Consider the following 22,377-nt stretch of genomic DNA (forward strand, 5'->3'; position numbering starts at 1 on the left):
GTCAGCCCGCCAGTGCGAGCGAGACCGTCGCCTTGTTGATCACCGCGCCGAGCACCTTGCTCTGGGCCGGCGATCCGGCCACCGAGATCTCGACCTCGGCGTTGCTGCCGCCCTGCTGGCCGACGTACCGGGTCGCGACCCAGCGGGTGGTGTTACCGCTGCGGTAGGTGTAGACGACGGTGCTCACCTGCAGCCGGCCCTGGTTCCGGGTCGACCGCATCGCGACGGTCGACGTACCGACGATGTGCAGACCGCGGGTGCCCTTGAGCGCGGCGATCTTGCGGTTCAGCGCCGTGACGGTGCTGATGTTGTAGTTGTACGTGATGTCGAACCGGATCATCCGGTTGTTGGCGCTGTCGTCGAAGCGCGTCTGAAACTTCGCCAGCTGGACCTCGCGCCAGGTCTTCGGCAGCACCGCGCTGGCGTGCGCGCCCTCGCTGTACCGGTCGAAGTACCGCGTCGTGTAGGTCACCGCCGTGCTGTTGCTCGCGGCAACCGTCTTCACCTGCGCCGTGGCCGCGTTGCTCGGCAACGCCCCGCCGAGCAGCAGCGCCCCCGCGCCCGCCAGCGCCGCAACTCCGGAAACCGCCCCCGCCACAATCCCGAACCGCTTCATTCCTGCGAACCCCCTGCTCATCGGCGGCCTCCCTGGCCGCGCACCGCATCTGACTCCCGGTGGTCGGCAAAAGTTGCCGCCAGCTCTCGACGTTTTTTCGCCCGCCATCGAGACTGGCGGCATGGGTGGGGGAACGGTGGCGATGGTGTTCTCGGACATCGAGGGGTCGACGGTGCTGCTGCGCCGGTTGGGCGACCTGTACCTCGAGGCGCTGGAAGGGCACCGGCGGATCCTGCGCGCGGCCTGGGCGGCGTACGGCGGTACCGAGATGGGGACCGAGGGCGACAGTTTCTTCGTCGTTTTCCGGACTGCCGGTGATGCGGTGCGGGCGGCGGTCGACGGTCAGCGCCGGCTGGCGGACCACCGGTGGCCGGGTGGCGAGCAGTTGCGCGTCCGGATCGGGATCCACACCGGTACGCCGGGTGTCTACGCCGGCGACTACTGGGGCATGGACGTCCACCTCGCGGCCCGGATCGGAGCCGCTGCGCACGGTGGCCAGATCGTCGTCTCGGCGGTCACGAGCCGTCTCGCGGAGTTGCCGGACGGTGTCACGTTGCGAGACCTCGGAACGCATCATCTGAAGGACATTCCGGAGCCGGAACACCTGTTCCAGATCACGATCGAGGGCCTGCCGTCCGATTTTCCGCCGCCCCGGACCCTCGGTACGGCGACCAGCCTGCCGGCCCCGTCAACACCGTTGCTCGGCCGCGAGCAGGACCTCGACCGCATCACCGGTCTGCTCGCCGAGCCCGACGTACGGCTCGTCACGCTGACCGGTCCGGGAGGTTCCGGAAAGTCCCGGCTGGCGATCGGCGCCGCGTCCGCCATGACGGAAAAGTTTCCGAACGGCGTGTACTTCGTTCCGCTCGCCGCGGCGACGTCGGAACACGTGCTGTGGACCTCGATCGCCGAGGTGCTGGACATTCCGCCACGGGAACGCGGCCGGGTCGTCGCCTACCTGGCCCAGCGCAGTCTGTTGCTCGTCCTGGACAACCTCGAGCAACTGCCCGCCGCCGGCAAGGTCGCTGCCGAGATTCTGGCGGGCGCCGCGCACGTGAAGCTGGTCGCGACCTCCCGCCGCGCTCTCGGTCTGCTCGGCGAGTACCGGCACCCGGTGACGCCGCTCCAAGTCACCGACGCGGATTCGGCCGCCGTGCAACTGTTCGTGCAGCGTGCCCAGGCCGTCCAGCCCACCTTCACGTTGACCGCCGCCAACACCGCCGACGTGGTCGCGATCTGCCGCCGGCTCGACGGACTACCGCTCGCGATCGAGCTCTGCGCGCCGAGGATCCGGCTGCTCGGCGTCGCGGAGCTCCTGGCCCGACTCGATCGCTCGCTGGACGTCGCGTCCGCCAGTGGCGCGATGCCGGAACGCCAGCGCACGTTACGCGCGACGATCGACTGGTCGTACGAGCTGCTCAGTGCCGAGGACCGGCGCACCTTCCGTCGGCTTGCCGTCTTCTCCGGCGGTGCCGACCTGACCGCAGTCGAGAAAGTCGCCACCGGCACCGATCCGCTCGATGCCCTGGCCGAGTTGTCCGACGCCAACCTGCTCACGCTGACCGAGGGACCGGAAGGCCCGCGGGTCCGGTTCCTGGAGACCACTCGGCAGTTCGCAGCCGACGAGTTGCACGCCACGGACGAGGCGGCGACGACGCACGGCACCCACGCGACGTACTACGCGGACCTGGCCGATCAGCTCGAGGAGATCAAGAAGTCGACGGCGGAACCACCACTCGCGCAGGTCGAGGTCGATCTCGACAACTTCCGAGCAGCGCTGACGTGGGCGACCGCCAACGACGTACGGACCGGTCTCCGGCTGTGCGCGGCACTCGGCTGGGTCTGGGTCATCGGCGGATACCACGCCGAGAGCCGCCGGTCCCACGAGGACGTCATCGCGGCCGCGGGTACGACATCCTCACCCGAGCTGGCCGCCTGTCTCCGTGGATTGTGCAATCTGCTGCTGATCCAGGGGGACACGGATCAGGCGCTCGAGGTCGCGACGCGCAGCGTGGACATGGCGCGGCGGCTCGAGGATCCGGCGGCTGTCGCGTACGGGATGACCGTGCTCGGGACCGTGCAACGTCAGCAGGGCGATCTCGACGCGGCGCGGACCACCCTGGCCGCCGCGATCGAGCAGCTTCGCATTCTCGACGACCGGTGGCGGCTGAGTCGGGTGCTCAGCCACCTCGCGGGTGTCGAGGAGGCGCTCGGGAATCTCCAGCGCGCCGAGATCCTGCTCCGCGAGTCGTTGACGATCATCGAATCGCTCGGGGACGCGTACGAGCTCGCCGTCCAAGGGCAGAACCTGGCGTTCTTGCTGGCACTCGCGGATCGCGTCGACGAGGCGACCGAGATCGCCCGGGACCTGACGCCGACGGTGCTGGCGCTCGGCAGCCCGAGTCTCACGATGGCGTTCTCGAACACCGCGATGAACATCCTGCTCCGCCAGGGCGATCCGGTCGGCGCCGCCGAGCTGTTCGGCGCCGAGGAAGCGATGGGCGAACGCCTCGAGATCCCGAATCCTTACCGAGACGAAGAGCTCGCGGAAGCACTCGAACTGGTCGGTGACGCGTTGTCCCGCGACGACTGGGATCGGCACCGGCAGGCCGGCCGCACCGAACGGGTCGAGGATCTCCTGCAACAAATGGCACTCTGAAGTCCGCACTTTCGTGCAATAGCGAACGGTTGACCACCGTTGGTGACCGCTACATACTGCTGGAACCGCCATCGGCGGTCTGTGGGGGCAGTTTTGTCTGGGGTTCTTTGGGGATATAGGGGGGCTGTATTTTGCATGCCTGGAAGTTACTTCGTGCTGCGCTGGTGACGGCCGTCGCCGGCGCGACTTTGGTAGCGGTGGGGACCAGCGCCGGAGCGGCTCCGCCGACCAGTTCGATCGAGGTCAACCCGGCCTCGGTCGAGCGGGGACAGACGTTCACGATCAAGCAGACCGTGTACAACGACCGCGACTTCACGATCACGGGCGGAAAGGCCGGCCTGTACGTCAAGGACGGGAACCTGCCGGCGATGGTCGACCTGCTGTCCTGCCCGGAGGCCACCGCGTGTGACACGCTCGGCACCAGCGTGCGTGGCGGTGTCGGCGACGTCGCGCCGGGCGAGTCCAGGACGGTGACCTTCACCTTCCGGGTCAAGGCCGACGCACCGCTCGGAACGTACACGGTGCAGCACCAGTTCATCGGGGAGAACTACGCGTTCGAAACCTTCGACGGACCGACGCTGACGATCGCCGACCCGCCGCCACCGGTGCCCGCCGACATCGCGGTGGGCATGACCGCCGCGGTCAAGATGGTCGGGACGGCGCGGATCACGTACACGATCACCGTGACGAACAACGGGCCGGCACCGGCGACCGGGGTCCGGGTGGTCGGGACCTTCTCGCCGGCGACGTCGTACTCCGCCTCGACCTGTACCAGGGTCGGCACCACACGGTCGGTGAACTGCGACTTCGCCTCGCTGGCCAGTGGGGCGAGCGTGACCCGCACGGTGACCGTGAACACGTCGCTGTTCACGAGCGGCACGCTGACCGCGACGGCGCAGCGGACCGCGAGCTCGCCGGACGACCCGGCAGCGGCGAACGACAAGGCGACGAAGACGTGCACGGCCCGCACCGGGCTGATGGTGCGCTGCTGACGACTCGCTGAAGCTGCACGACCTGAAACTGCACGACGGCCGGCGGCCGCAGGTTCTCCACCTGCGGCCGCCGGCTCGTTTGTGCTTGCACCTTGCATCCAGGGGTGGGTGGGGTTTACGGTCCCGGTTAACGTTTAAGTGAGTGTTAGTGAGCACTTCTTCGAAACTTGGAGCAACTATGATCAGTCGGCGACGGTTCTTGCAGGTCACCGGTGCGGCGATTGCCACCTCCACGCTGGCGGCCTGCGGTGACGGCGGTGCATCCGGTGGCGGTGCGAAGGCGTCGGGCGAGCTCAAGCTCCCGACGTACAAGCCGTTCGAGGGCCTGCACCCGGACCTGGCGGGCGCGGAGTCCGGCTTGGAGCCCGGCTTCCTGAAGTTCCCGGCGGACGCGGTGGCGAGCGTCAAGGCGCCGCCGCTGAAGTCCGCGGTGACCGCGCTGACCGAGACCTTCGCGACGCCCCCGCCGCCGATGGGCAGCAACCCGATGTGGCAGGCGCTGAACCAGGCGCTCGGCGGTGAGCTGAAGCTGACGATCGGCACCGACCCGGGGTACCCGGAGAAGTTCGCCACGCTGCTGGCCAGCGACTCGCTGCCGGACCTGATGTGGCTGCCGCCGAACCAGGGCATCCCGAACATCGGCCCGATGCTCGAGGCCAAGTTCCAGGACCTGACCAAGTACCTGTCCGGCGACGCGGTGCTGGAGTACCCGAACCTCGCCGCGCTGAAGCCGGCCTCCTGGCGGACCGCGGTGGTGAACGGGAAGATCTGGGGCGCCCCGATCCCGTCGACGCCGTTCGGCCAGGTGATGATGGGCAACCCGAAGACCTGGGCGAAGGTCGGCGGTCTGCAGTGCACCACCGCGGACGAGTTCTTCGCCAAGTGCAAGGAGCTCAGCAACGGTACGAACTACGCGCTCGAGCCGGCGATCATCAACATGCTGCACATGTTCGGCGAGTGGTTCGGCGCCCCGAACTCCTGGCGGGTGAACCAGGACCGCTCGCTCACCCACCTGTACGAGACCGACAACTACAAGGCGGCCGTCGAGTACGCCGCCAAGCTCTGGGCGGCCAAGGTCTTCTACCCGGACCTGAACCTGGCCGACGCGACCCCGAAGACCGTGAACGGCCAGATCGCCGCGCAGGTCACGGTCGGTCCGCGGGCGACCGCCGACTTCCGCAACCTGGACCCGACGCTGTTCGTCGACACGATGATCCCGTTCGGCCACGACGGCAAGGCGAAGCCGGTCTACGACATGGGCTACGGCACCGTCGGGTTCACGCCGTTCAAGAAGACCGACGAGGGCCGGATCCGCGAGCTGCTGGCGCTGATGGACTACCTGTCCGCGCCCTTCGGCACCAAGGAGTACCTGGTGAAGAACTTCGGCGTCGAGGGCCAGCAGTACCAGCTGGACGCGAACAAGAACCCGGTGCTGACCAAGGCCGGCAACCAGCAGGCGCCCGGTCTGGTCAGTGCGCTGCAGATCATGAACTCCCCGGAGAGCGTGATCTTCAACCCGGCGTACCCCGAGGACACCAAGAAGATCTACGCGACCGAGCAGCAGCTGCTGAAGTTCGCGATGCGGAACCCGACCGCGGGCACGTACTCCGACACCAGCAGCAAGGTCGGCCCGAAGCTCACCGCGGCATTCCGGGACACGATCGTCGACATCGTCACCGGGCGGCAGAAGATCGACGCGTACGACGCCGCGCTGAAGCGCTGGAAGTCCGGCGGCGGCGACAAGATGCGTGACGAGTTCGCGGCCGTGCTGCCGTCGAGCGTTCCGGTCACCGGGTCCTGATCGATGCTGAAGAAGTCATCGACCCAGCGGGTGAAAGTCGGGCTGCCGTTCGCGGTGAAGTGGCGCCGGGACTGGCAGATGGTGCTGCTGATGATTCCCGGGGTGCTGTTCCTGCTGGTGTTCTTCTACCTGCCGGTGCTCGGGAACGTCGTCGCGTTCCAGGATTTCCAGCCGTTCCTGGGCATCATGCACAGCGAGTGGAACGGCCTGCAGAACTTCGTCAACCTCTACGCCAACCCGGACTTCTGGGACGCGTTGCGGAACACGTTGCTGCTGGCCGTCGTCCAGCTGGTGCTGTTCTTCCCGGTACCGATCGGGCTGGCGCTGATCGTCGATTCGCTGATCAGCAACCGGATCCGGCGCTGGTTCCAGACGATCGCGTACCTGCCGCACTTCCTGTCCTGGGTGCTGGTCGTGACGCTGTTCCAGCAGTCGCTGGGCGGCGCCGGGTTCGTCAACAACCTGCTCCGGCAGGCCGGGCTGGACGCGATCCCGTTCATGACCAACCCCAGCACCTTCCCGCTGCTCGTCGTCGCGCAGCTGATCTGGAAGGACGCCGGCTGGGCGATGATCATCTTCCTCGCGGCGCTGACCACCGTGGACGTCTCGCTCTACGAGGCGGCCGCGGCGGACGGCGCCGGGCGCTGGCGGCGGCTGTGGCACATCACGCTGCCGTCCCTGCGGACGGTCATCGTGCTGCTGCTGATCCTGCGGATCGGCGACATCCTGAGCGTCGGGTTCGAGCAGTTCATCCTGCAGCGCGACTCGGTCGGTCCGGGTGCGGCCGAAGTACTGGACACCTTCACGTACTACGCGGGCGTGGTCGGTGGCGACTGGAGCAGCGGGGCGGCGGCCGGGCTCGCGAAGGGCGTGGTCGGTGCGTTGCTGCTGTGGGGTGCGAACTCGCTCGCTCATCGGCTCGGTGAGCCGGGAATCTTCCAGAGGCGCTCATGAGACCTGTGTGGAAAGAGAATCCGTCGCCTGGCTACCAGGCGATCAAGGCCGTCGTCCTGGGCGGTTTCGCGCTGGCGATCGTGATCCCGATCCTGGTGGTGATCTCCACGTCGCTGGCCAGCGACAAGGACATCATCGACGCCGGCGGGTACGTGTTGTGGCCGTCGCACCCGACGTTCAAGGCGTACCAGACCTTGTTCAGCGGTGGTCTGATGGGCCGCGCGATCCTGGTCAGCGTCTTCGTGACCCTCGTCGGTACGGCGATCGCGCTGGCCGTCACGATCTCGCTGGCCTACGCGACCTCGCGGCCGGTGCTGTTCGGCCGGCCGGTGCTGCTGATGGTGCTGTTCACCCTGTTGTTCGCGCCCGGGATCATCCCGATGTTCCTGGTGGTGAAGCAGCTCGGGCTGCTCGACAGCCTGTGGTCCCTGATCCTCCCGGGCGCACTGGGCGCGTTCAATTTCGTCGTACTGCGCACGTTCTTCATGAATGTGCCGGGTGAACTGCTGGAAAGCGCGCGGATCGACGGCGCGAGCGATTTCACCATCCTCCGGCAAATCATCATGCCGCTGTCGAAGGCGGTGATCGCGGTGGTCGGGCTGTTCTACGCGGTCGGGTTCTGGAACGCGTTCTTCAACGCGCTGCTCTACCTGAACGACACGTCGAAATGGCCGGTCCAGGTGATCCTGCGGACCTATGTCCTGCAGGGCAAGTCGCTGTCCGCGGACCAGCTCGGCGTGCACCCGCCGCCGCAGCCGCAATCCCTGCAGATGGCCGTCGTGGTCGTCGCGCTGGTGCCGATCGCCATGGTGTACCCGTTCCTGCAAAGGCACTTCACCAAGGGCGTCATCACCGGTGCGGTCAAGGGCTGATCTGTAAGAATCGGTCTCATGTCCTCACCTTTGGCCGAGCGGCCGACGCTGCGGATGGTGGCGAAAGAGGCCGGCGTCTCGGTCGCGACCGTGTCGTACGTGCTGTCCGGACGGCACCGCAGCCACACGATCAAGGACTCGACCGCGGACCGGGTCCGCGAGGCCGCGTCCCGCCTGGGCTACCGGCGGAACGACGCGGCCCGCGCGATCCGGACCGGCAAGTCCGACCTGGTCCTGCTCTCGCTGAGCGTGCTCGCGGACCCGTGGTCGCAGGCAGTCGCGGCCACCGTCAGTACGGCGGTGAGCCCGCTCGGCAAGACGGCCCTGATCGTGGCGGACGGCGACTGGCGGACGGTGCTGACCAACCGGACGCCGGACGTGATCTTCATCGACAGCGTCACGGCGGAGCCGGAGCAGGTCGCGGAGCTGGAGACGTTCGCGGCGCAGGGCGTGCAGATCGTGGCGTTCAGCGAGACCCTCGAACCGCGTGGTTTCGACGTGATCCGGTCCGGTGCCGAGCCGCGCTGCCATCTCGCGGTCGAGCACCTGCTCGAGCACCACGACCGGGTCGGCGCCCTCACCTCGCGGACCACCGGGTTCGCGCGCTTCGACGCGTATGCGAACACGTTGCGCGCGGCCGGTCAGCCGATCCGCAGCGACGACATCGAGGTCTTCGAACAGCACCCCGAGGGCGCCTACCGGGCCGCGATGGCGTTGCTGTCCCGGCCCGAGCGGCCGACCGCGCTCTACTGCACCACGGACTTCGCCGCGATCGCCGCTGTTCGGGCGGCGCACCGGCTGCGGATCGACGTACCCCGGGATCTGGCGATCGTCGGCGTGGGGAACACGCCCGAGGGCGAGCGGCTGGATCCGTCGTTGTCGACCGTCGGGCCGGTCGGGTTCAACGAGGCGCTGTCGAACATCATCGTCGGACGGCTCACCGAGCGCGAAGGCGCGCCCGGCGAAGTGTTCGACTTCCCCTGGCAACTGATCGTCCGGGAGTCTTCTTGAGTCAACCCAATGTGGTTCTGATCTGTGTCGACGAGTGGCGGGGTGATGCGCTGTCGTGCGCCGGTCATCCGTACGTCGAGACGCCGCATCTGGACGAGTTGGCGCGGGCGGGGGTGCGGTTCAGCAGTGGGTACTCCGCGACGCCGACGTGTGTGCCGGCCCGGGTCGCGTTGTTCACCGGGCAGTCGCAGGAACGCCACGGACGGGTCGGGTACGTCGACGGCGTACCGTTCGAGGCCGCGCACCCGGTGACAGTGCAGGGGGAGTTCAAGAAGGCCGGGTATCACACGCAGGCGATCGGGAAGATGCACGTCTGGCCGGAGCGGGCGCGGCTCGGGTTCGACGACGTGATCCTGCACGACGGGTACCTGCATCACTCGCGGCGGGCGCATCGGCAGCAGTTCGGGTTCTTCGACGACTACGTGCCCTGGCTACGGCGACAGCCTGGGGTGTCGCCGGACGCGGAGTACTTCGACCACGGCGTGAACTGCAACTCGGTCGTCGCCCGCCCGTGGGACAAGGCCGAGGAGGTGCACCCGACGCACTGGGTCGGTACGCAGACGATCGACTGGCTGTACCGGCGGGACCCGACGAAACCGTTCTTTCTCTATTTGTCGTTCCACCGGCCGCATCCGCCGTACGACCCGCCGGCGTGGGCGTACGACCGGTACAACGCGCTGCCTCCGTACCAGCGTGAGCTGGGGGACTGGGAGAGCGACTGGGACGAGTTCCGGCGGGACGGCGACTACCAGGCGCTGATCGGGGACCTGCCGGATCACGTCGTGCACCGGGCGCGGGCCGGGTACTACGGGCTGATGGCGCAGATCGACCTGCAGATCAACCGGATCCGTGAGGCGCTCGTCGACTTCGGCGTGTACGACGACACGATCATCGCGTTCACGTCCGACCATGGCGAGATGATGGGTGACCACCGGATGTTCCGGAAGGCGCTGCCGTACGAAGGGTCCGCCCGGGTGCCGTTCATCGTCGCGGACCGGGCGTCGGCGTCCGACGCTACGCGGGGCGGTGTGGTGGACCAGGTGGTCGAGCTCCGGGACGTGATGCCGACGCTCCTCGATCTTGCCGGCGTACCGATCCCGTCGACGGTGGACGGCTGTTCGCTGGCGCCGTTCCTGCGGGGCTCGTCCGTTCCGGTGCGGGAGTGGTTGCACGGGGAGCATGTGATCTTCGAGCAGTCGGTGCAGTGGGTGACGGACGGGAAGACGAAGTACGTATGGGGCTCCGCGCTCGGCGTGGAGCAGCTGTTCGATCTCGAGGCGGATCCGGGGGAGCTGCACAATCTTGTCGAGTCGCGGCCCGAGCTGCGGGACCTTTGGCGGGAACGGCTGATCCAGGACCTGACCGGCCGGGAGGAAGGGTTCGTTGCTGACGGCAAGTTGGTCACCGGCCGACCGGTGACCGCGATCCTCAACCACACAAGGGAACGCGTTGCACGCGCCGCCGTCTGACGACTGGACACTCATCGACGTCGGTGAGTCCGACACGTCTGTCTACCGCCGTGGAGACGTCTTCGCCAAGTGCTGCGGCCCGTCCGGCGTACCGGACCTCGCCGCGGAGCGCGACCGGATCACCTGGCTCGCCGGCACCGGGTTGCCGGGAGCAACTGTCCTGGACTGGACCGAGTCGCCGTCGGGTGCTTGTCTGCTGACCTCGGCGGTTCCCGGTGTGCCAGGTGACACGCTTCCGCCGGCCGCACATCAGCGGGCGATGCGGAGCCTGGGTGCCGTCCTTCGCGAGCTGCATGCCCTCACCGACTGCCCGTTCGAGCGTCCCCTGGACGAGGTGATCGCGGCCGCGACCGACGTCGTACGGCGGGGCGCGGTGAACCCCGACTTCCTCACCGACGAGTGGCGGCGGTTGCAGCCGTCCGAACTACTCGACCAGGTGAACGCCGAGCGCCCGTACGTCGAGAGCGTCCTGGAGCCGGTCGTCTGCCACGGGGACGCCTGTCTGCCGAACGTGTTCTTCGACCCCGACACGCTCGAGGTGACCGGCATGATCGACCTCGGCCGCCTCGGCGTCGCCGATCGGTACGCCGACCTCGCGCTCACCACGATCCAGCTCCACGACGAGTGGTCCGCGGACCCGGCACCGTTCCTCGACGCGTACGGCGTACCCGATCCGGATCCGCGGCGGCTGCACTTCTTCCGTCTCCTCGACCCGCTCACCTGGGGCTGACATGCAGGTCGAGATCGTCGCACTCGCCGTCTCCCCGCAGCATGCCTTCGAGGGCCGCCCGCAAGACGGGCCGCGGCCCGACCCGGAGTCGGTTGCGCGGACCTCGGTGGAGATCCGCGCCGACCTCGGCATCGTCGGCGACCGGTACTACGGGCAGGCCGTCCACAAGAACGCCGCCGTCACGCTGATCGACGCCGCCTCGCTCGACGAGGTCGTCCGCGTCCTTGGCCTGTCCACGCCACTTGACCCACACCTCACTCGCCGCAACATCACCCTCCGCGGCTTTCCGATCGACGAACTCGCCGCCCACCGCGCCGCGGACGGCACCCGCGTCGAGGGCCGCCGCTTCACCCTCGACACGGGCGCCGGCCCCGTCACCTTCCAGGCCAACCGCCCGGCCAACCCCTGCGCCTGGATGGACCAGGTCCTCGCCCCCGGCGCGATGAAGGCCCTGCGGGGCCACGGCGGCATCCGCTCGACCCCACTGACCTCCGGCACCCTCCAGTTAGGCCCCGCCAACCTCACCCTCTTGGACTAACGCGGCAGCTCGACAGGTAGTGCACCCGTGGGACGGTGTACGCGCAGGCTCAGGTGCACTATCTATTGGCGGAGACCTCCTGTCGAGCTGCCGACACTCAGACCCGGTGGGCGCCCGGTTTGCCGTTCTCGGTGACGAAGGTGGCGAGGGTGGAGAGTGCGGCGTCGGGGGTGCGGACGGTGGTGGAGACGCGGAACTCGGCCTGCCAGCGGTCCGGGGTGACGTCGACGCGGATGTAACCGCGCTGGTTGTTCTGGAACTTCAGGTGCGGGTTGTCGGCGGTCGGCCCGTAGACGGTGCTCGGCGTGCTGTCCCCACCACTCGTGATCGACGTCCCGAGGTACTCCGTGGCGAGCGTCTCGGACTCCGGGTTCGCGAAGTCGGCCTTGAGGTCGAAGACCCAGTTCCGGTGCGCGTCACCGGTGATGACGATCGGGTTGGACGGCCGGTGGTCGGCGATGAAACTCATCAACTGGTTGCGGTCGGCAACATAGCCCTCGCCCCAGTTGTCCTGCCCCGAGTAGTCCAGCCCCGGACCCACCTTCCGGTCGTACGGCGCGAACTTCGTCTGGTTGCCGAGAATGTTCCAGCGCGCGGTCGACGCACCGAGCCCCTGCTGCAACCACTGCTCCTGGGCGTCACCCAGGATCGTCCGGTCCGGATCGAGCGCGCCGGGCGAGTACCCACCGACGGCCGTACCCGCGGTCCACGTCGACTGCTTGGAGCGGTACTGCCGGGTGTCGAGCAGGTGGAACTGCGCAAGGCCGCCGTACCGGACCCGCCGGAACAGCTGGATGTCCGGGCCGACCGGCAACGACGAGCGCCGCAGCGGCATGTTCTCGTAGTACGCCTGGTACGCCGCCGCGCGCCGCGCCAGGAACACAGCACCGGACTGGCCGGCCGCGGAGTCGTCCGCGTAGTTGTTCTTCACCTCGTGGTCATCCGGTACGACGAGGAACGGCAGATGACCGTGAGCCGCCTGCAGCAGCGGGTCCGTCTTGTACTGGCTGTGCCGGATGCGGTAGTCGGTCAACGTCATCAACTCGACCGCGGGTGCATGCGCCCGGCCGAGCGACGCGTCGGCGCCCGCGCCTTCGTAGATGTAGTCGCCGAGGTGCACGACCAGGTCCAGGTCCGAGGCGACGATGTCCCGGTACGCCACGAAGTACCCGGCGGGGTAGTTCTGGCAGCTCGTCACCGCGAGCCGCAGTCGCGACGGTGAGGCGGCGTACGGCGGTGCGGTCTTTGTCCGGCCGACGGGGCTGATCGCCGTCGCGACGCGGAAGCGGTAGAAGTACTCGCGGCCCGGGGCGAGGCCACCGACCTCGACGTGCACCGAGTGCGCTGACTCGGGCTTCGCCTCGACGGCGCCGCGGCGGACGATCCGGCGGAACCGCTCGTCCTCGGCGATCTCGTAGCGGACGCCGAACGCCTGCGGTGGCATGCCACCGAGGCCGTCGGTGGCGAGCGGCTCCGGGGCCAGCCGGGTCCAGATCACGAAGCCGTCCGGGAGCGGGTCTCCGGACGCGACTCCGAGCTGGAACGGGTGGTCGAACTGCGGCGGGACGGCGTTGGCCGTCGACGGCTTCGCGAGTTCGCCGCCGGCCAGGGCGGCCGCGGCGCCGAGGCCGCCGATCGTGAGCAGACCGCGGCGGGTCAGCTCGGTGGACGGTTGCTGGTTGGACGGTTGCTGGGGAGTGCTGGGCGGGGTCATAACTCCGAAGCTGTCAAAGCAGCTCCGGCAGGCAGGTCAACACCGTGCGACCCGCAGGCGAACACTGCTCAGCCGACTCGCGAGTTGCGCTTCCGCGACCGCCCGGAAGCGCAGACCGGAGCAGTCGACACGGCCTACCTTGGGAGGGTGAGGCTGGTGGGCGCGTTCGTGGCGCTGGCGGTGCTGGTCGGGTGCAACGACCTCGCGCCGTCCAGCGATCCGGCGCCGCCACGCACGGTCAACCCCATCCAGTCCCGCCCGGTTCCCCAGGCCTCAGCGCCTTCAAGTCCCCAGCCTTCGAGTCCCGCGCCTCCGAGTTCCCAGCCTTCGAGTCCGTCGCGGTCGGGTCGGACGCCGGCCGCGTCCGGCCCGGTGCGACTGTCGATTCCTGCGATCGGCGTCCGGAATCTGCTCGTCGTCGCCTACCAGGGCACCGCGGACGACCGGCCCGGCACCCGGATCCAGAACCGCGGCGTCGCCGCCAGCCCGCGCGGCCCTGCCGGTGGTGTGGGGCCGGGCGAGATCGGGAACTTCATCGTGACCGGCCACCGCGTCAGTCACGGTCGTCCGCTCGAGGGCGTCCCCGACCTACGCGACGGCGACCACATCCTGATCTCCGTAGGCGGGACCGTCTACGACTACGTGGTGACCCGGACGATGCGGATCTCGTTCCGGAAGCCGACCGAGAAGGCGCAACAGAACGCCGCCGTACCCGGCCGCCCGGGAGTGACGCCGACCCGGGCGATGATCACCATCTCCACGTGCGCCACCATCGAGGACCACGCGGCCGGGAACTACTGGCACGACGACCTCGGCAACCCCGAACACCGCATCAACAAGATCGGCACGCTGACCGCCACCCGTTCGTCGTGACGCCTGCACATCAGCCGACTGGCGAGCTATCCGCGAACTCCCGGATCAACGTGGTCGGCTTTCCCGCCAGCGCAGCGGGCAGCAGACTGCGCAGCACCGGCGCGCGGAGCACTCGCAGCAACAGCCGGCGTGCGACGAGTTCGGCGCGCGAGCCCGGCAGGAACCAGCGTGCTGCCGACCGGCCGGTCTTCTGTTTCTCCTCGACCACCGGCCGCCAGACCTGCTCGTACTCTGCGAGCCCGTCCTCGATCGACGTCGAGTTCACCACTTTCTCCGCGAGCACGAAGGCGCCGGCGATCCCGAGCGACGCACCCTGCCCGGCGAGCAAGGACACCGCTCCGCAGGCGTCACCGACGAGCACGACCCGACCCGAGCTCCAGCGCGGCATCACGATCTGCGCGACCTGGTCGTAGTAGATCTGGTCCTCGTCCGGACACGACGCCAGCGCCTTGGGCACCACCCACCCGAGCCCTGAGTACGCCGATCGCATCGCGCCGCGGAGATCAGCAGGCACCGCGGGATCTGCCGACCGGTGTACCGCGAACGCCGCGACCCGCCCGTCGCGCAACGCGTAGAACCCGAACTGGCTGCCGATCGTGTCGGTCAGACAGAACCGTCCACCCACCTCGTCATGGATCTCCGGCGCGTCGAAACTGAACGCCGCGGTGTGAAACCCCAGATACCGCAGGTACGACGCCTCCGGCCCGAACACGGACCGGCGTACGGCGGAATGGATGCCATCGGCTCCGATCAGCAGATCCCCGTCAACCGTCGACCCGTCCGCGAGCTCCACCCGTACGCCGTCCGCGCGCGGCGTGACCGTGGCGAGCGTCGCGCCGTACCGCAGGTCGACGGCCGTCGGGAGGTGTTCGCGGAGGACCTGTTCGAGGTCGGGGCGCATGACGCTGAGCAGCTCACCCTCGGCGAACTGGCGGATGTTGATCCCCGCCTGCCGTCGTCCGTGCTCGTCGACGAGGGCGGCCTCGATCACGTTGTACGCGACCGCTTCGAGGGCCGGTAACAGTCCCATCGCCCGCATCGCGTCGTACCCGGGGCCGAAGAAGTCGATCATGTAGCCCTGGCCGCGCGGGCCGGGGCTGCGTTCGAGGACGGTGACGTCCTGGCCGAGTGTCGACAGGCGGTTCGCCAGGGCGAGACCGGCGATTCCGGCGCCGCAGATGATCGCGTGCATCAACTCACCAACCTTCGGAGAACGGTCTTCAGGGCAGGGGATTCGGGGCCCAGGCTCCGGTGCAGGAGCAGGCCGTCGAGGGTCGCCGCGAGGACGGCGGCGGTCGCGGCCGGCTCGGCGACCTGGTGGATCGCCAGCCAGTCGGCCACGCGAGTGCGGAAGTCGGCGACCAGCGTGGCGATCTCGGCGCGGAGGTGCTCGTCGCGGGTCGCGGCCAGGTAGGTCTCGGTGAAGAGCAGCGAGGTCGGGTCGGTCCCGTCGTACTGCTCGACGGAGGCATGTAGCGCGTCGATCGCGGCGGTCGGTGTCGTCGCGGCGGTGAACAGTTCGTCGGTCGCGGCGAGGACCTGGCGCATCGCGGTGATCGCGGACTCGGTCAGCACGTCCTGCACGGACGAGAAATGGTAGTGCACGACGCTCGCCGTGACACCGGCGCGGTCGGCCAGGATCCGGGTACTCACCGCGGACCAACCGCGCTCGGGGATCAGCTCGGCGGCCGCGGCCAGCAGCCGGCCGCGCACCTCCTGCCCATGACTCGCCGTCGGTGCCATCTCATCCTCCAGGACGATCGTTCTGTACGATCGCCCTGATTCTAGGACGTGCCAGCAGCCGGGGCAACCGCGCCCGGATTACTTACGCCCGAACTTCCACCACTTCGGCTTGTTCATCTTGATCTCGTCCGCGGTCATCGGCGGCGGGACCGGCGGCCGGGACTCCTCGGTGAGGAAGTCGCCGGACTCGGTGTCGTACGGCGTCACGCCGAGACGGCGGCTGATCTCCATCACGATCGGGATCGACCGCGGGCCGTCGTTCAGGTAGAAGGTGATGTCGCGGACCTCGACACCCTTGCCGACGGTCATCTCCACGTCGTAGTCCGGACTTCGCAACGTCAGCCAGGACGGCCGGCTCGTGTCGACGTTCGGCACCACCTCCCGCACCGTGTCCACCACGTCGGTCACCAGCCCGACCGACGGTGGTTCGTAGTCGACCGGCATGTCGTCGAGGCGACGTACGCCTCCTGGTCCGCGCACCGCATAGACAGCCCAACTCATGCCCCCAAGCATGCCAGGCAGTCACCGCCTCCGGGCCGACAGCACCGCGCAGGTCAGGTATTGACCGTTGTCGGCCTCGAGCATGTCCAGCGCGCCGTCGCGTTCGCCCCGGTACTCCGAGACCGCACGCGACCAGGCGACCCAGTCTGCCCAGCCGTGGGGCTGCAGACGGGCCGCGGTGACGTCGACGAGCTCGGTGATCTCCCACTGGAACCGCCACCAGTCCGCGGTGTGCCAGGCGAGCGCCTCCCATCCGACAAGCTTCTTGATGTGCTCCGGGATGTACCCCAGCTCGCGGATCTCCCGGGTCATCGCCGGCGTCGCGACACCGAGCTGCCCGCCGGGCTTGAGGAAGCTGATGAGATAGGCCAGGTAGTTGTCGGCGGTGCCGAAGTACTCGTACGCGTCGATGCAGACGATCGCGTCGAAGAACTCCTTGGCGAACGGCAGCGCGTGCGCCTCTGCTTTCAGAGTCACGACGTCGCCGGATCCGATGTGGGTGGCCGCGTCCGTCGGCTCGACCCACAGATCGGCGGCCCACACCTGGACGCCGTACTCCTTCGCCAGGAACGCCGCGGTGGACCCCTTGCCCGAGCCCAGGTCGAGCACCCGCAGACCAGGCCGCGGGTCGAGGTCCCGCGCGAGATCCTCCAGCAACCAGAGCGGGTTCGGCCCCATGTCGCCGGCCAGCAGCCACTCGGCGTCGTACCCGTTGGACCGCGGATAGTCCGCGTGCTTCAGCTCAACCATCGGCTCAGGCTAGCCGGGGACCACCTCGATGGGGATGCCGTCGGGCTGCAACAGCGCCCGGTCGGCCAAGGGGGCGGCCAACTTCGCGGTGACGACCCGGCCGACGGCCACGAGTGGAATCGTGGTGACGCCTGGGCGGGGGCTGCTTCCGAGCACGAGCAGCACTGCGGCTGGCGACTCGTGGACGGCCTCCACCCACATGTCGGTGTACTCCGGCGGCGAACCGTGGACCATCCACCGCACAGTCCGGCCGCGATCCATCAGTACAGCCGGAGGCAGTCCGCTCAGCCCGCCGCGATAGTCCGAGCTCAAGCGGCCCGGCCACCACAGGTCGAGACCCGCGTCGAGCGCATGCATCGCCGGATACCCGATCCCCTCCGCCTTCGGGTTCGGCGCCTTCCCCGGCGGGTACTGCGGTCCCACGAACTCGACCCGGTACGCCGGAAGTGGCCGGTACCCGCGATCGGTACGGAACTCCGGGTGCACCCGCCGTACCGACCGCACCCGCACCGGATCGACATGCCAGTGCGGTTTCGGATCCGGCTGCAGCGCTTCCAGCAGTCCTGGCGGCAGATCCACGTCCGACTCGACGGCCGCATGCCGCAGTACCGTCGCCCGGTCCTCGAGCGTCGGTGCGCCGCCGGGGCCGCGGCTGAAGCTCATCAGCACGATCGGCCGGGGCCGGCGGTCGATCGGGAAGTCGTCCCACAACGCCAGTGCGTCGCGGGGTTCGATCCGGTCCATTTGTCCAGACTGGCACCGATTGCGGTAGCCGTCCGGATGCGTTCCGTACCCAACGATCGCGGGCGGTCGCGAAACGATGTCAATAGCTGCAATCCGGTTCTCGGAGTGGCGGTCCAGGCCGTAATATCAGCCCTCGGCCGGCCCTGGGGGTGTTCCGGCCGTTCTGATGCATCGGGTGGGACCGGCGATCGACCGGTACTGGGGAAAGAAGCGAAGTCATGGCGGACAAGCCGGCACCCAAGCCTGGGCACTTCCTGCCCGGGGGCGACGGTGAGCAGGGGACGACGGATGCCCCGCAGGCCCGCGCCGGTGGTGCCGGTCCGTTGGCCGCACCCACACCACGACTGGGTGGCGACGCGCCGCCCGCGCAGCCACAGCTGACCGGGACCCGGATCGACTCCCGCCGTACGACGTTGTCCGGGAGCCGGCTCGGACCGCCGCCCGCCGACGACGCCGCGGCCGCCGCGTACCGGAAGGTGTTCCACCCGGAGCCGATCCCGTTCGACCCGAAGAAGCGCTCCAAGGGCCTGGTCGTGATGATGGTCGTCGCGGCCCTGCTGCTGGTCGGTGGCGGCGTGACGTTCGCGGTCAAGATGCTCTCGTCGTACGACGACTTCGTCGCGAACCCGATGGGTACGCCGTCGGTCCGGCCGAGCGACGGCGCGACCACGAACCAACCCGTCGGGAAGGGCACGCCGGACGCGGACATCGTCGGCAAGAACGCGATCTACACCGCCGGGAAGATGCCGGTGGTGACGTGCCAGGAGCCCGCGTTCCGGCCGACGTCCAAGGAGAACGTGCGCTCGTACTACGAGGCGCTGACCGCGTGCCTGGACAAGGCCTGGGAACCGATCGTCACCAAGGCCGGGTTCGAGTTCCGGCCGCCGCGGCTGATCGTCTTCGACGAGGGCGAGGAGACGGCGTGCGGCGTCCAGAAGGATCTCGCGATGTACTGCCAGGACGACCAGGGTGGCAGCGCGACGATGCCCTGGCAGAGCGTCGTCGAGGAGTACCCGAAGCGCAAGGCCGAGGTCCGCGCCGAGATGGCCCAGTCCTTCGGCTTCGTGTACGGCGTCCACGTGCAGAACCTGACCGGGATGGCCGAAGCGTCCGACAACCTCAGCGACACCGCGGCGAACGCGGCCGGCAAGCTCGAGCAGCAGCGGCGCGCGGCGCTGCAGGCGTACTGCTTCGGTGCGGTGTTCTTCGGCGCGGCCCGGACGAGCTTCCCGCTGCGCGGTGAATTGCTGCGGCAGTGGAACGGTCTGGTCCACCGCCGCGGCGACGAGTTCACCAAGGACAAGGTCCGCGACCACGGCTCGAGCAAGAGCCTCACGCTGTGGATGAACCAGGGCTTCGCGACGACCAACCCGGGCGCCTGCAACACTTTCGTCGCACCATCCGCCAAGGTCAGCTGAGCGAGACGGGAACGATCGATGCCTGACACCGAGGAGGGCACGCCGCAGCCCGGGCATTTCCTGCCCGACGGGACCGGCGAGTCCCAGGCCGGCACCCAGCCGCTGACGCTGACGGGCGGCCGGATCGGCGCCCTGAGCAGGGCACGATCGATCGCGGTCGAGGAAACCCCGGTACGCCGTAAGGCGCGCCCGTTGCCGACCGATCCCGGGACGACGAGCGACTACAGCGGCCCGCCGGTCGCGCCGCTCACCACCGCTCCGCTGACGCCCCTCTCGGGCACCCGCCGCCTCGGAGGTTCCCGCCCGACCGGCTGGCATTCGAACCCGTCGCGCTCCGCTCCCCAGTTCTCGTCCGAACCACCACCGGTGAAGCCGCCGCGCCAGCACTCCCGCAAGGTCGTCGCCGGCCTCTCGGCCCTCGTCCTCGTGATGCTCACCGGCGCCACCTTCGCCGGCTTCAAGCTCCTGAACTCGTACGGCGAACGCGTCGACAACCCGCTCGCGCAGCCGTCGGTCAAGAAGTCCGTGGCCCCGCTCCCGATCCCGCCGGACCCGACGGTCACGGTCACGGTCCAGGGCGTCCCGGACATGGTCCGCCTGCAGAAGAACACGATCTACACGTCCGGCAAGGTGGCAGCCGTCAGCTGCAAGGAGCCGGCCATCAAGCCGGACTCGCAGTCCGCGATCCTCAGGTACTACAAGGCTCTCGTGCCGTGCCTGGACAAGGCGTGGGCGCCGGTGCTGAAGAAGTCCGGTTATCCGTTCCGCGCGCCGAAGGTGGTGCTGCAGACCAGCCAGAACACGTCCGCGAGCTGCACCGGTGAGATGAACGTGGCGTTCTACTGCCCGGCAGACGAGAGCATCTACGTCAGCTGGAAGAAGGACCTCAGCTACTACAAGGACGAGCCGCTCGCCGCGCGCGTGTGGATGATCGACACGATGGCGCACGAGTACGGGCACCACGTGCAGAACCTCACCGAGATGCTCACCGCCTCCGACTCCCGTGCGGGCTGGGCCAAGACGAAGGCCGAGGAGCTCGAGTGGAGCCGTCGCCTCGAACTGCAGGCCGGCTGTTTCGGCGCGGCGTTCCTCGGGGCGAACAAGAAGTCCCTCGGGTTGAGCGGCCGGAAGCTGGAGCTGTGGCAGTGGGAAGTCCAGCACAGCGGCGACGAGTACAACCCGAAGAAGATTCGCGACCACGGGTCCCGGAAGAACCACTGGGTCTGGGGAGAGCCGGCGTTCACGTCGGCGGATCCCAAGATGTGCAACACGTTCAGCGCCGCGCCGGCGAAGGTCAGTTGATGCGTCGCGCGCTGGCGCTGCTGAGTGTCGCCGTACTCGCCCTCACTGGTTGTGGACAGTCCGAGACGATGGCCCGGTTGAGCCCGATCACGGCGCGGACGCCGTCCGTGACGCCCACTCCGAAGCCGTCACCGAAGCCGACGTCGACCAAGCCGTCCGCGCCGGTCTCGATCGATCTGACCGGCGGCGTCCTCAACAACAAGCTGTACGCCGCGGGCAAGGTTCCCGTGGTGCGGTGCTCGCTGCCGCGCGCGAACCTCAGGTCGAAGGCCGGGATGGTCGCGTACGCGCGGGTGCTGATCGCGTGCATGGACAAGGCGTGGGGACCGATGGTGCAGAAGTCCGACGCGTACCTGTTCCCGCCCGAGGTGTTCGCCTACAGCCTGCGCACCCCCAAGGCGACGCCGGACTGCACGAACGCGCCCAAGAACACCGACGCGTTCTACTACTACTCCGGTGTGAGCGGGAAGATCTGCTTCGCGTGGGACAACTTCCTCGAGGTCAAGGACCAGACGATGAGGCAGATCTACTTCGAGGAGGTCATCGCGCACGAGTACGGGCACCACGTCCAGCAGTCCGTCGGCATCCTCACGCTGTACGGCGAGCTGTTGCGCGGCAAGAACAAGACCGGCCAGCTCGAGGTCGAGCGACGCAAGGAACTGCAGGCGAGCTGCTTCGGCGCGGCGTTCCTCGGCGCGAACAAGAAACTCTTCCGGATCTCCGGCCTGCGCCTCCAGATGTGGCGCTACATCGTCCTGCACGTCGGCGACGAGTACAGCACCGTCCGCGACCACGGCTCCCGCAAGAACCACTCCTACTGGTCGACCCGAGCCTTCACCTCCACCACCCCCGCCACCTGCAACACCTTCACCGCCCCCGCAACCAAGGTCAGCTGACGTGCGCGGTACGGTCCGCGGGCTGGCCGTTCTCCTTGCCGTACTGCTCGGTTGGCGCCTCGACCACTACGGGCACATCGGGTACGACCGGCACGACGCGGACATGGTCACCTTCGACCGGTGGTTGCGGCAGGCGTTCCGGGCGAAGGGTCCGAGCGCGTGCAACACCTGGGCCGCACCGGCGGGCAGCGTCAGCTGAGTTTGAGTTTGAAGCCCTCGTGGGTGTTGGCGAAGCCGAGGCGGGTGTAGAAGCGGTGGGCTTCGGTGCGGGTCTTGTCGGAGGTGAGCTGGACGAGGGTGCAGCCGCGGGCGCGGGACTCGTCGACGGCCCACTGGACCAGGGTGCTGCCGAGGCCGGCGCCGCGGGCGGAGGCGGCGACCCGGACGGCCTCGATCAGGCCGCGGGTGGAACCGCGCCGGGACAGGCCGGGGATGATCGTGAGCTGCAGCGTGCCGATCACCTCCTGGTTGCGTTCGGCAACCACCAGCACCTGGTTGGGGTCGGCGTCGATCTGCTCGAAGGCCGCCAGGTACGGCGTCAGGTCGTCGACCGACTCGCGGGTCGCGCCGAGCTGGTCGTCGGCGATCATCGCGACGATCACGGCGACGTCGTCGGCGGTGGCCCGGCGGATCAGGACATCGTTCATGGAGTCAGGATCGCAAACAGCTGAAGCGGTTCAGTCGGCAGGGTAAGGACCGACGTACCGGAACGGTGATTGCCTTATGCAAACACCTTTCGTTGGGCGCCCCGCCGATGAGTTCTGTTTGCCTCCGGCATCGAAGGGTACGAGTCA

The 22,377-nt window shown here is 68.5% G+C and carries 22 protein-coding genes; 14 read left to right on the forward strand and 8 right to left on the reverse strand.

What is annotated here, in order from left to right; genetic code table 11:
* Nucleotide 1: 1 nt before the first annotated feature.
* Complete coding sequence (locus AC0662_RS13580; RefSeq protein ID WP_478300649.1) at nucleotides 2-637, reverse strand: hypothetical protein; 636 nt, start codon at nucleotides 635-637, stop codon at nucleotides 2-4.
* A 100-nt stretch (nucleotides 638-737) separates the two neighbouring features.
* Here AC0662_RS13580 and AC0662_RS13585 point away from each other — a divergent pair, with 100 nt between their 5' ends.
* The 9 genes from AC0662_RS13585 (at nucleotide 738) to AC0662_RS13625 (ending at nucleotide 11,642) form a co-directional block, all read left to right on the forward strand.
* On the forward strand, nucleotides 738-3,275 hold the full coding sequence (locus AC0662_RS13585; RefSeq protein ID WP_478300651.1) for an ATP-binding protein: 2,538 nt from the start codon (nucleotides 738-740) through the stop codon (nucleotides 3,273-3,275).
* 164 nt (nucleotides 3,276-3,439) lie between these two features.
* Nucleotides 3,440-4,267 carry an ML domain-containing protein gene (locus AC0662_RS13590; RefSeq protein WP_452199048.1) on the forward strand — a complete coding sequence of 276 codons (828 nt, stop codon included), beginning with the start codon at nucleotides 3,440-3,442 and terminating at the stop codon, nucleotides 4,265-4,267.
* A gap of 178 nt (nucleotides 4,268-4,445) precedes the next feature.
* Nucleotides 4,446-6,068, forward strand: a complete 1,623-nt coding sequence (locus AC0662_RS13595; RefSeq protein WP_452199047.1) for a type 2 periplasmic-binding domain-containing protein — start codon at nucleotides 4,446-4,448, stop codon at nucleotides 6,066-6,068.
* 3 nt (nucleotides 6,069-6,071) lie between these two features.
* Entirely contained in the window at nucleotides 6,072-7,022 is a 951-nt protein-coding gene (locus tag AC0662_RS13600) for an ABC transporter permease (RefSeq protein ID WP_452199045.1), read from the forward strand.
* Nucleotides 7,019-7,894, forward strand: a complete 876-nt coding sequence (locus AC0662_RS13605) for a carbohydrate ABC transporter permease (RefSeq protein ID WP_452199044.1) — start codon at nucleotides 7,019-7,021, stop codon at nucleotides 7,892-7,894. Before AC0662_RS13600 ends, AC0662_RS13605 begins: the two co-directional genes overlap by 4 nt.
* An 18-nt stretch (nucleotides 7,895-7,912) precedes the next feature.
* Nucleotides 7,913-8,905 carry a LacI family DNA-binding transcriptional regulator gene (locus AC0662_RS13610; protein WP_478300654.1) on the forward strand — a complete coding sequence of 331 codons (993 nt, stop codon included), beginning with the start codon at nucleotides 7,913-7,915 and terminating at the stop codon, nucleotides 8,903-8,905.
* Nucleotides 8,902-10,374, forward strand: coding sequence for an arylsulfatase (locus AC0662_RS13615; protein ID WP_478300656.1), 1,473 nt, complete (start codon nucleotides 8,902-8,904; stop codon nucleotides 10,372-10,374). The genes AC0662_RS13610 and AC0662_RS13615 overlap by 4 nt, the downstream gene beginning before the upstream one ends.
* Entirely contained in the window at nucleotides 10,355-11,104 is a 750-nt protein-coding gene (locus AC0662_RS13620) for a phosphotransferase (protein WP_478300658.1), read from the forward strand. Before AC0662_RS13615 ends, AC0662_RS13620 begins: the two co-directional genes overlap by 20 nt.
* A gap of 1 nt (nucleotide 11,105) precedes the next feature.
* Complete coding sequence (locus tag AC0662_RS13625) at nucleotides 11,106-11,642, forward strand: MOSC domain-containing protein (RefSeq protein WP_478300660.1); 537 nt, start codon at nucleotides 11,106-11,108, stop codon at nucleotides 11,640-11,642.
* A 97-nt stretch (nucleotides 11,643-11,739) separates the two neighbouring features.
* On the opposite strand, the gene AC0662_RS13630 is transcribed toward AC0662_RS13625, so the two are convergent.
* A complete protein-coding gene (locus AC0662_RS13630) occupies nucleotides 11,740-13,356 on the reverse strand; it encodes an alkaline phosphatase D family protein (RefSeq protein WP_452199034.1) in 1,617 nt (538 codons plus the stop codon).
* 372 nt (nucleotides 13,357-13,728) lie between these two features.
* Between AC0662_RS13630 and AC0662_RS13635 the strand changes: the two genes are divergently transcribed.
* Nucleotides 13,729-14,229 carry a class E sortase gene (locus AC0662_RS13635; protein ID WP_478300662.1) on the forward strand — a complete coding sequence of 167 codons (501 nt, stop codon included), beginning with the start codon at nucleotides 13,729-13,731 and terminating at the stop codon, nucleotides 14,227-14,229.
* Nucleotides 14,230-14,239: 10 nt separating this feature from the next.
* On the opposite strand, the gene AC0662_RS13640 is transcribed toward AC0662_RS13635, so the two are convergent.
* From AC0662_RS13640 to AC0662_RS13660, 5 genes are all read right to left on the reverse strand, one after another.
* Nucleotides 14,240-15,421 (reverse strand): FAD-dependent monooxygenase, encoded by a 1,182-nt coding sequence (locus AC0662_RS13640; protein ID WP_478300664.1) that lies wholly within the window; start codon nucleotides 15,419-15,421, stop codon nucleotides 14,240-14,242.
* On the reverse strand, nucleotides 15,421-15,972 hold the full coding sequence (locus AC0662_RS13645; RefSeq protein ID WP_478300666.1) for a TetR/AcrR family transcriptional regulator: 552 nt from the start codon (nucleotides 15,970-15,972) through the stop codon (nucleotides 15,421-15,423). The genes AC0662_RS13640 and AC0662_RS13645 overlap by 1 nt, the downstream gene beginning before the upstream one ends.
* 78 nt (nucleotides 15,973-16,050) lie before the next feature.
* The gene (locus AC0662_RS13650) at nucleotides 16,051-16,473 is read right to left on the reverse strand and encodes a hypothetical protein (protein WP_452199026.1); all 423 of its coding nucleotides are present in this window, start codon (nucleotides 16,471-16,473) and stop codon (nucleotides 16,051-16,053) included.
* Nucleotides 16,474-16,494: 21 nt separating this feature from the next.
* The gene (locus AC0662_RS13655; RefSeq protein ID WP_478300668.1) at nucleotides 16,495-17,223 is read right to left on the reverse strand and encodes an SAM-dependent methyltransferase; all 729 of its coding nucleotides are present in this window, start codon (nucleotides 17,221-17,223) and stop codon (nucleotides 16,495-16,497) included.
* A gap of 9 nt (nucleotides 17,224-17,232) precedes the next feature.
* Complete coding sequence (locus AC0662_RS13660; RefSeq protein ID WP_478300670.1) at nucleotides 17,233-17,967, reverse strand: hypothetical protein; 735 nt, start codon at nucleotides 17,965-17,967, stop codon at nucleotides 17,233-17,235.
* A 218-nt stretch (nucleotides 17,968-18,185) separates the two neighbouring features.
* Here AC0662_RS13660 and AC0662_RS13665 point away from each other — a divergent pair, with 218 nt between their 5' ends.
* The 4 genes from AC0662_RS13665 to AC0662_RS13680 are packed head-to-tail and all read left to right on the forward strand — an operon-like array spanning nucleotide 18,186 to nucleotide 21,782.
* On the forward strand, nucleotides 18,186-19,385 hold the full coding sequence (locus tag AC0662_RS13665; RefSeq protein WP_478300672.1) for a neutral zinc metallopeptidase: 1,200 nt from the start codon (nucleotides 18,186-18,188) through the stop codon (nucleotides 19,383-19,385).
* Nucleotides 19,386-19,403: 18 nt separating this feature from the next.
* Nucleotides 19,404-20,687 carry a neutral zinc metallopeptidase gene (locus AC0662_RS13670; RefSeq protein WP_452199018.1) on the forward strand — a complete coding sequence of 428 codons (1,284 nt, stop codon included), beginning with the start codon at nucleotides 19,404-19,406 and terminating at the stop codon, nucleotides 20,685-20,687.
* On the forward strand, nucleotides 20,687-21,583 hold the full coding sequence (locus AC0662_RS13675; RefSeq protein ID WP_478300674.1) for a neutral zinc metallopeptidase: 897 nt from the start codon (nucleotides 20,687-20,689) through the stop codon (nucleotides 21,581-21,583). Before AC0662_RS13670 ends, AC0662_RS13675 begins: the two co-directional genes overlap by 1 nt.
* Before the next feature lies 1 nt (nucleotide 21,584).
* Nucleotides 21,585-21,782 (forward strand): hypothetical protein, encoded by a 198-nt coding sequence (locus AC0662_RS13680; RefSeq protein WP_478300676.1) that lies wholly within the window; start codon nucleotides 21,585-21,587, stop codon nucleotides 21,780-21,782.
* Here the strand turns inward: AC0662_RS13680 and AC0662_RS13685 are convergent.
* A complete protein-coding gene (locus AC0662_RS13685) occupies nucleotides 21,775-22,230 on the reverse strand; it encodes an N-acetyltransferase family protein (protein ID WP_478300678.1) in 456 nt (151 codons plus the stop codon). The genes AC0662_RS13680 and AC0662_RS13685 overlap by 8 nt on opposite strands.
* Between the last annotated feature and the right edge of the window lie 147 nt (nucleotides 22,231-22,377).

It is taken from the genome of Kribbella sp. NPDC043289 (assembly GCF_056436705.1).

Excerpts from the sequence above, each read along its gene's own strand:
- AC0662_RS13580 (WP_478300649.1), bottom strand. The coding sequence starts at position 637 with ATGAGCAGGGGGTTCGCAGGAATGAAGCGGTTCGGGATTGTGGCGGGG.
- AC0662_RS13605 (WP_452199044.1), top strand. The coding sequence starts at position 7,019 with ATGAGACCTGTGTGGAAAGAGAATCCGTCGCCTGGCTACCAGGCGATC.
- AC0662_RS13640 (WP_478300664.1), bottom strand. The coding sequence starts at position 15,421 with ATGCACGCGATCATCTGCGGCGCCGGAATCGCCGGTCTCGCCCTGGCG.
- AC0662_RS13630 (WP_452199034.1), bottom strand. The coding sequence starts at position 13,356 with ATGACCCCGCCCAGCACTCCCCAGCAACCGTCCAACCAGCAACCGTCC.
- AC0662_RS13645 (WP_478300666.1), bottom strand. The coding sequence starts at position 15,972 with ATGGCACCGACGGCGAGTCATGGGCAGGAGGTGCGCGGCCGGCTGCTG.
- AC0662_RS13660 (WP_478300670.1), bottom strand. The coding sequence starts at position 17,967 with ATGGACCGGATCGAACCCCGCGACGCACTGGCGTTGTGGGACGACTTC.
- AC0662_RS13650 (WP_452199026.1), bottom strand. The coding sequence starts at position 16,473 with ATGAGTTGGGCTGTCTATGCGGTGCGCGGACCAGGAGGCGTACGTCGC.
- AC0662_RS13670 (WP_452199018.1), top strand. The coding sequence starts at position 19,404 with ATGCCTGACACCGAGGAGGGCACGCCGCAGCCCGGGCATTTCCTGCCC.
- AC0662_RS13675 (WP_478300674.1), top strand. The coding sequence starts at position 20,687 with ATGCGTCGCGCGCTGGCGCTGCTGAGTGTCGCCGTACTCGCCCTCACT.
- AC0662_RS13655 (WP_478300668.1), bottom strand. The coding sequence starts at position 17,223 with ATGGTTGAGCTGAAGCACGCGGACTATCCGCGGTCCAACGGGTACGAC.
- AC0662_RS13625 (WP_478300660.1), top strand. The coding sequence starts at position 11,106 with ATGCAGGTCGAGATCGTCGCACTCGCCGTCTCCCCGCAGCATGCCTTC.
- AC0662_RS13685 (WP_478300678.1), bottom strand. The coding sequence starts at position 22,230 with ATGAACGATGTCCTGATCCGCCGGGCCACCGCCGACGACGTCGCCGTG.
- AC0662_RS13600 (WP_452199045.1), top strand. The coding sequence starts at position 6,072 with ATGCTGAAGAAGTCATCGACCCAGCGGGTGAAAGTCGGGCTGCCGTTC.
- AC0662_RS13610 (WP_478300654.1), top strand. The coding sequence starts at position 7,913 with ATGTCCTCACCTTTGGCCGAGCGGCCGACGCTGCGGATGGTGGCGAAA.
- AC0662_RS13665 (WP_478300672.1), top strand. The coding sequence starts at position 18,186 with ATGGCGGACAAGCCGGCACCCAAGCCTGGGCACTTCCTGCCCGGGGGC.
- AC0662_RS13595 (WP_452199047.1), top strand. The coding sequence starts at position 4,446 with ATGATCAGTCGGCGACGGTTCTTGCAGGTCACCGGTGCGGCGATTGCC.
- AC0662_RS13585 (WP_478300651.1), top strand. The coding sequence starts at position 738 with ATGGGTGGGGGAACGGTGGCGATGGTGTTCTCGGACATCGAGGGGTCG.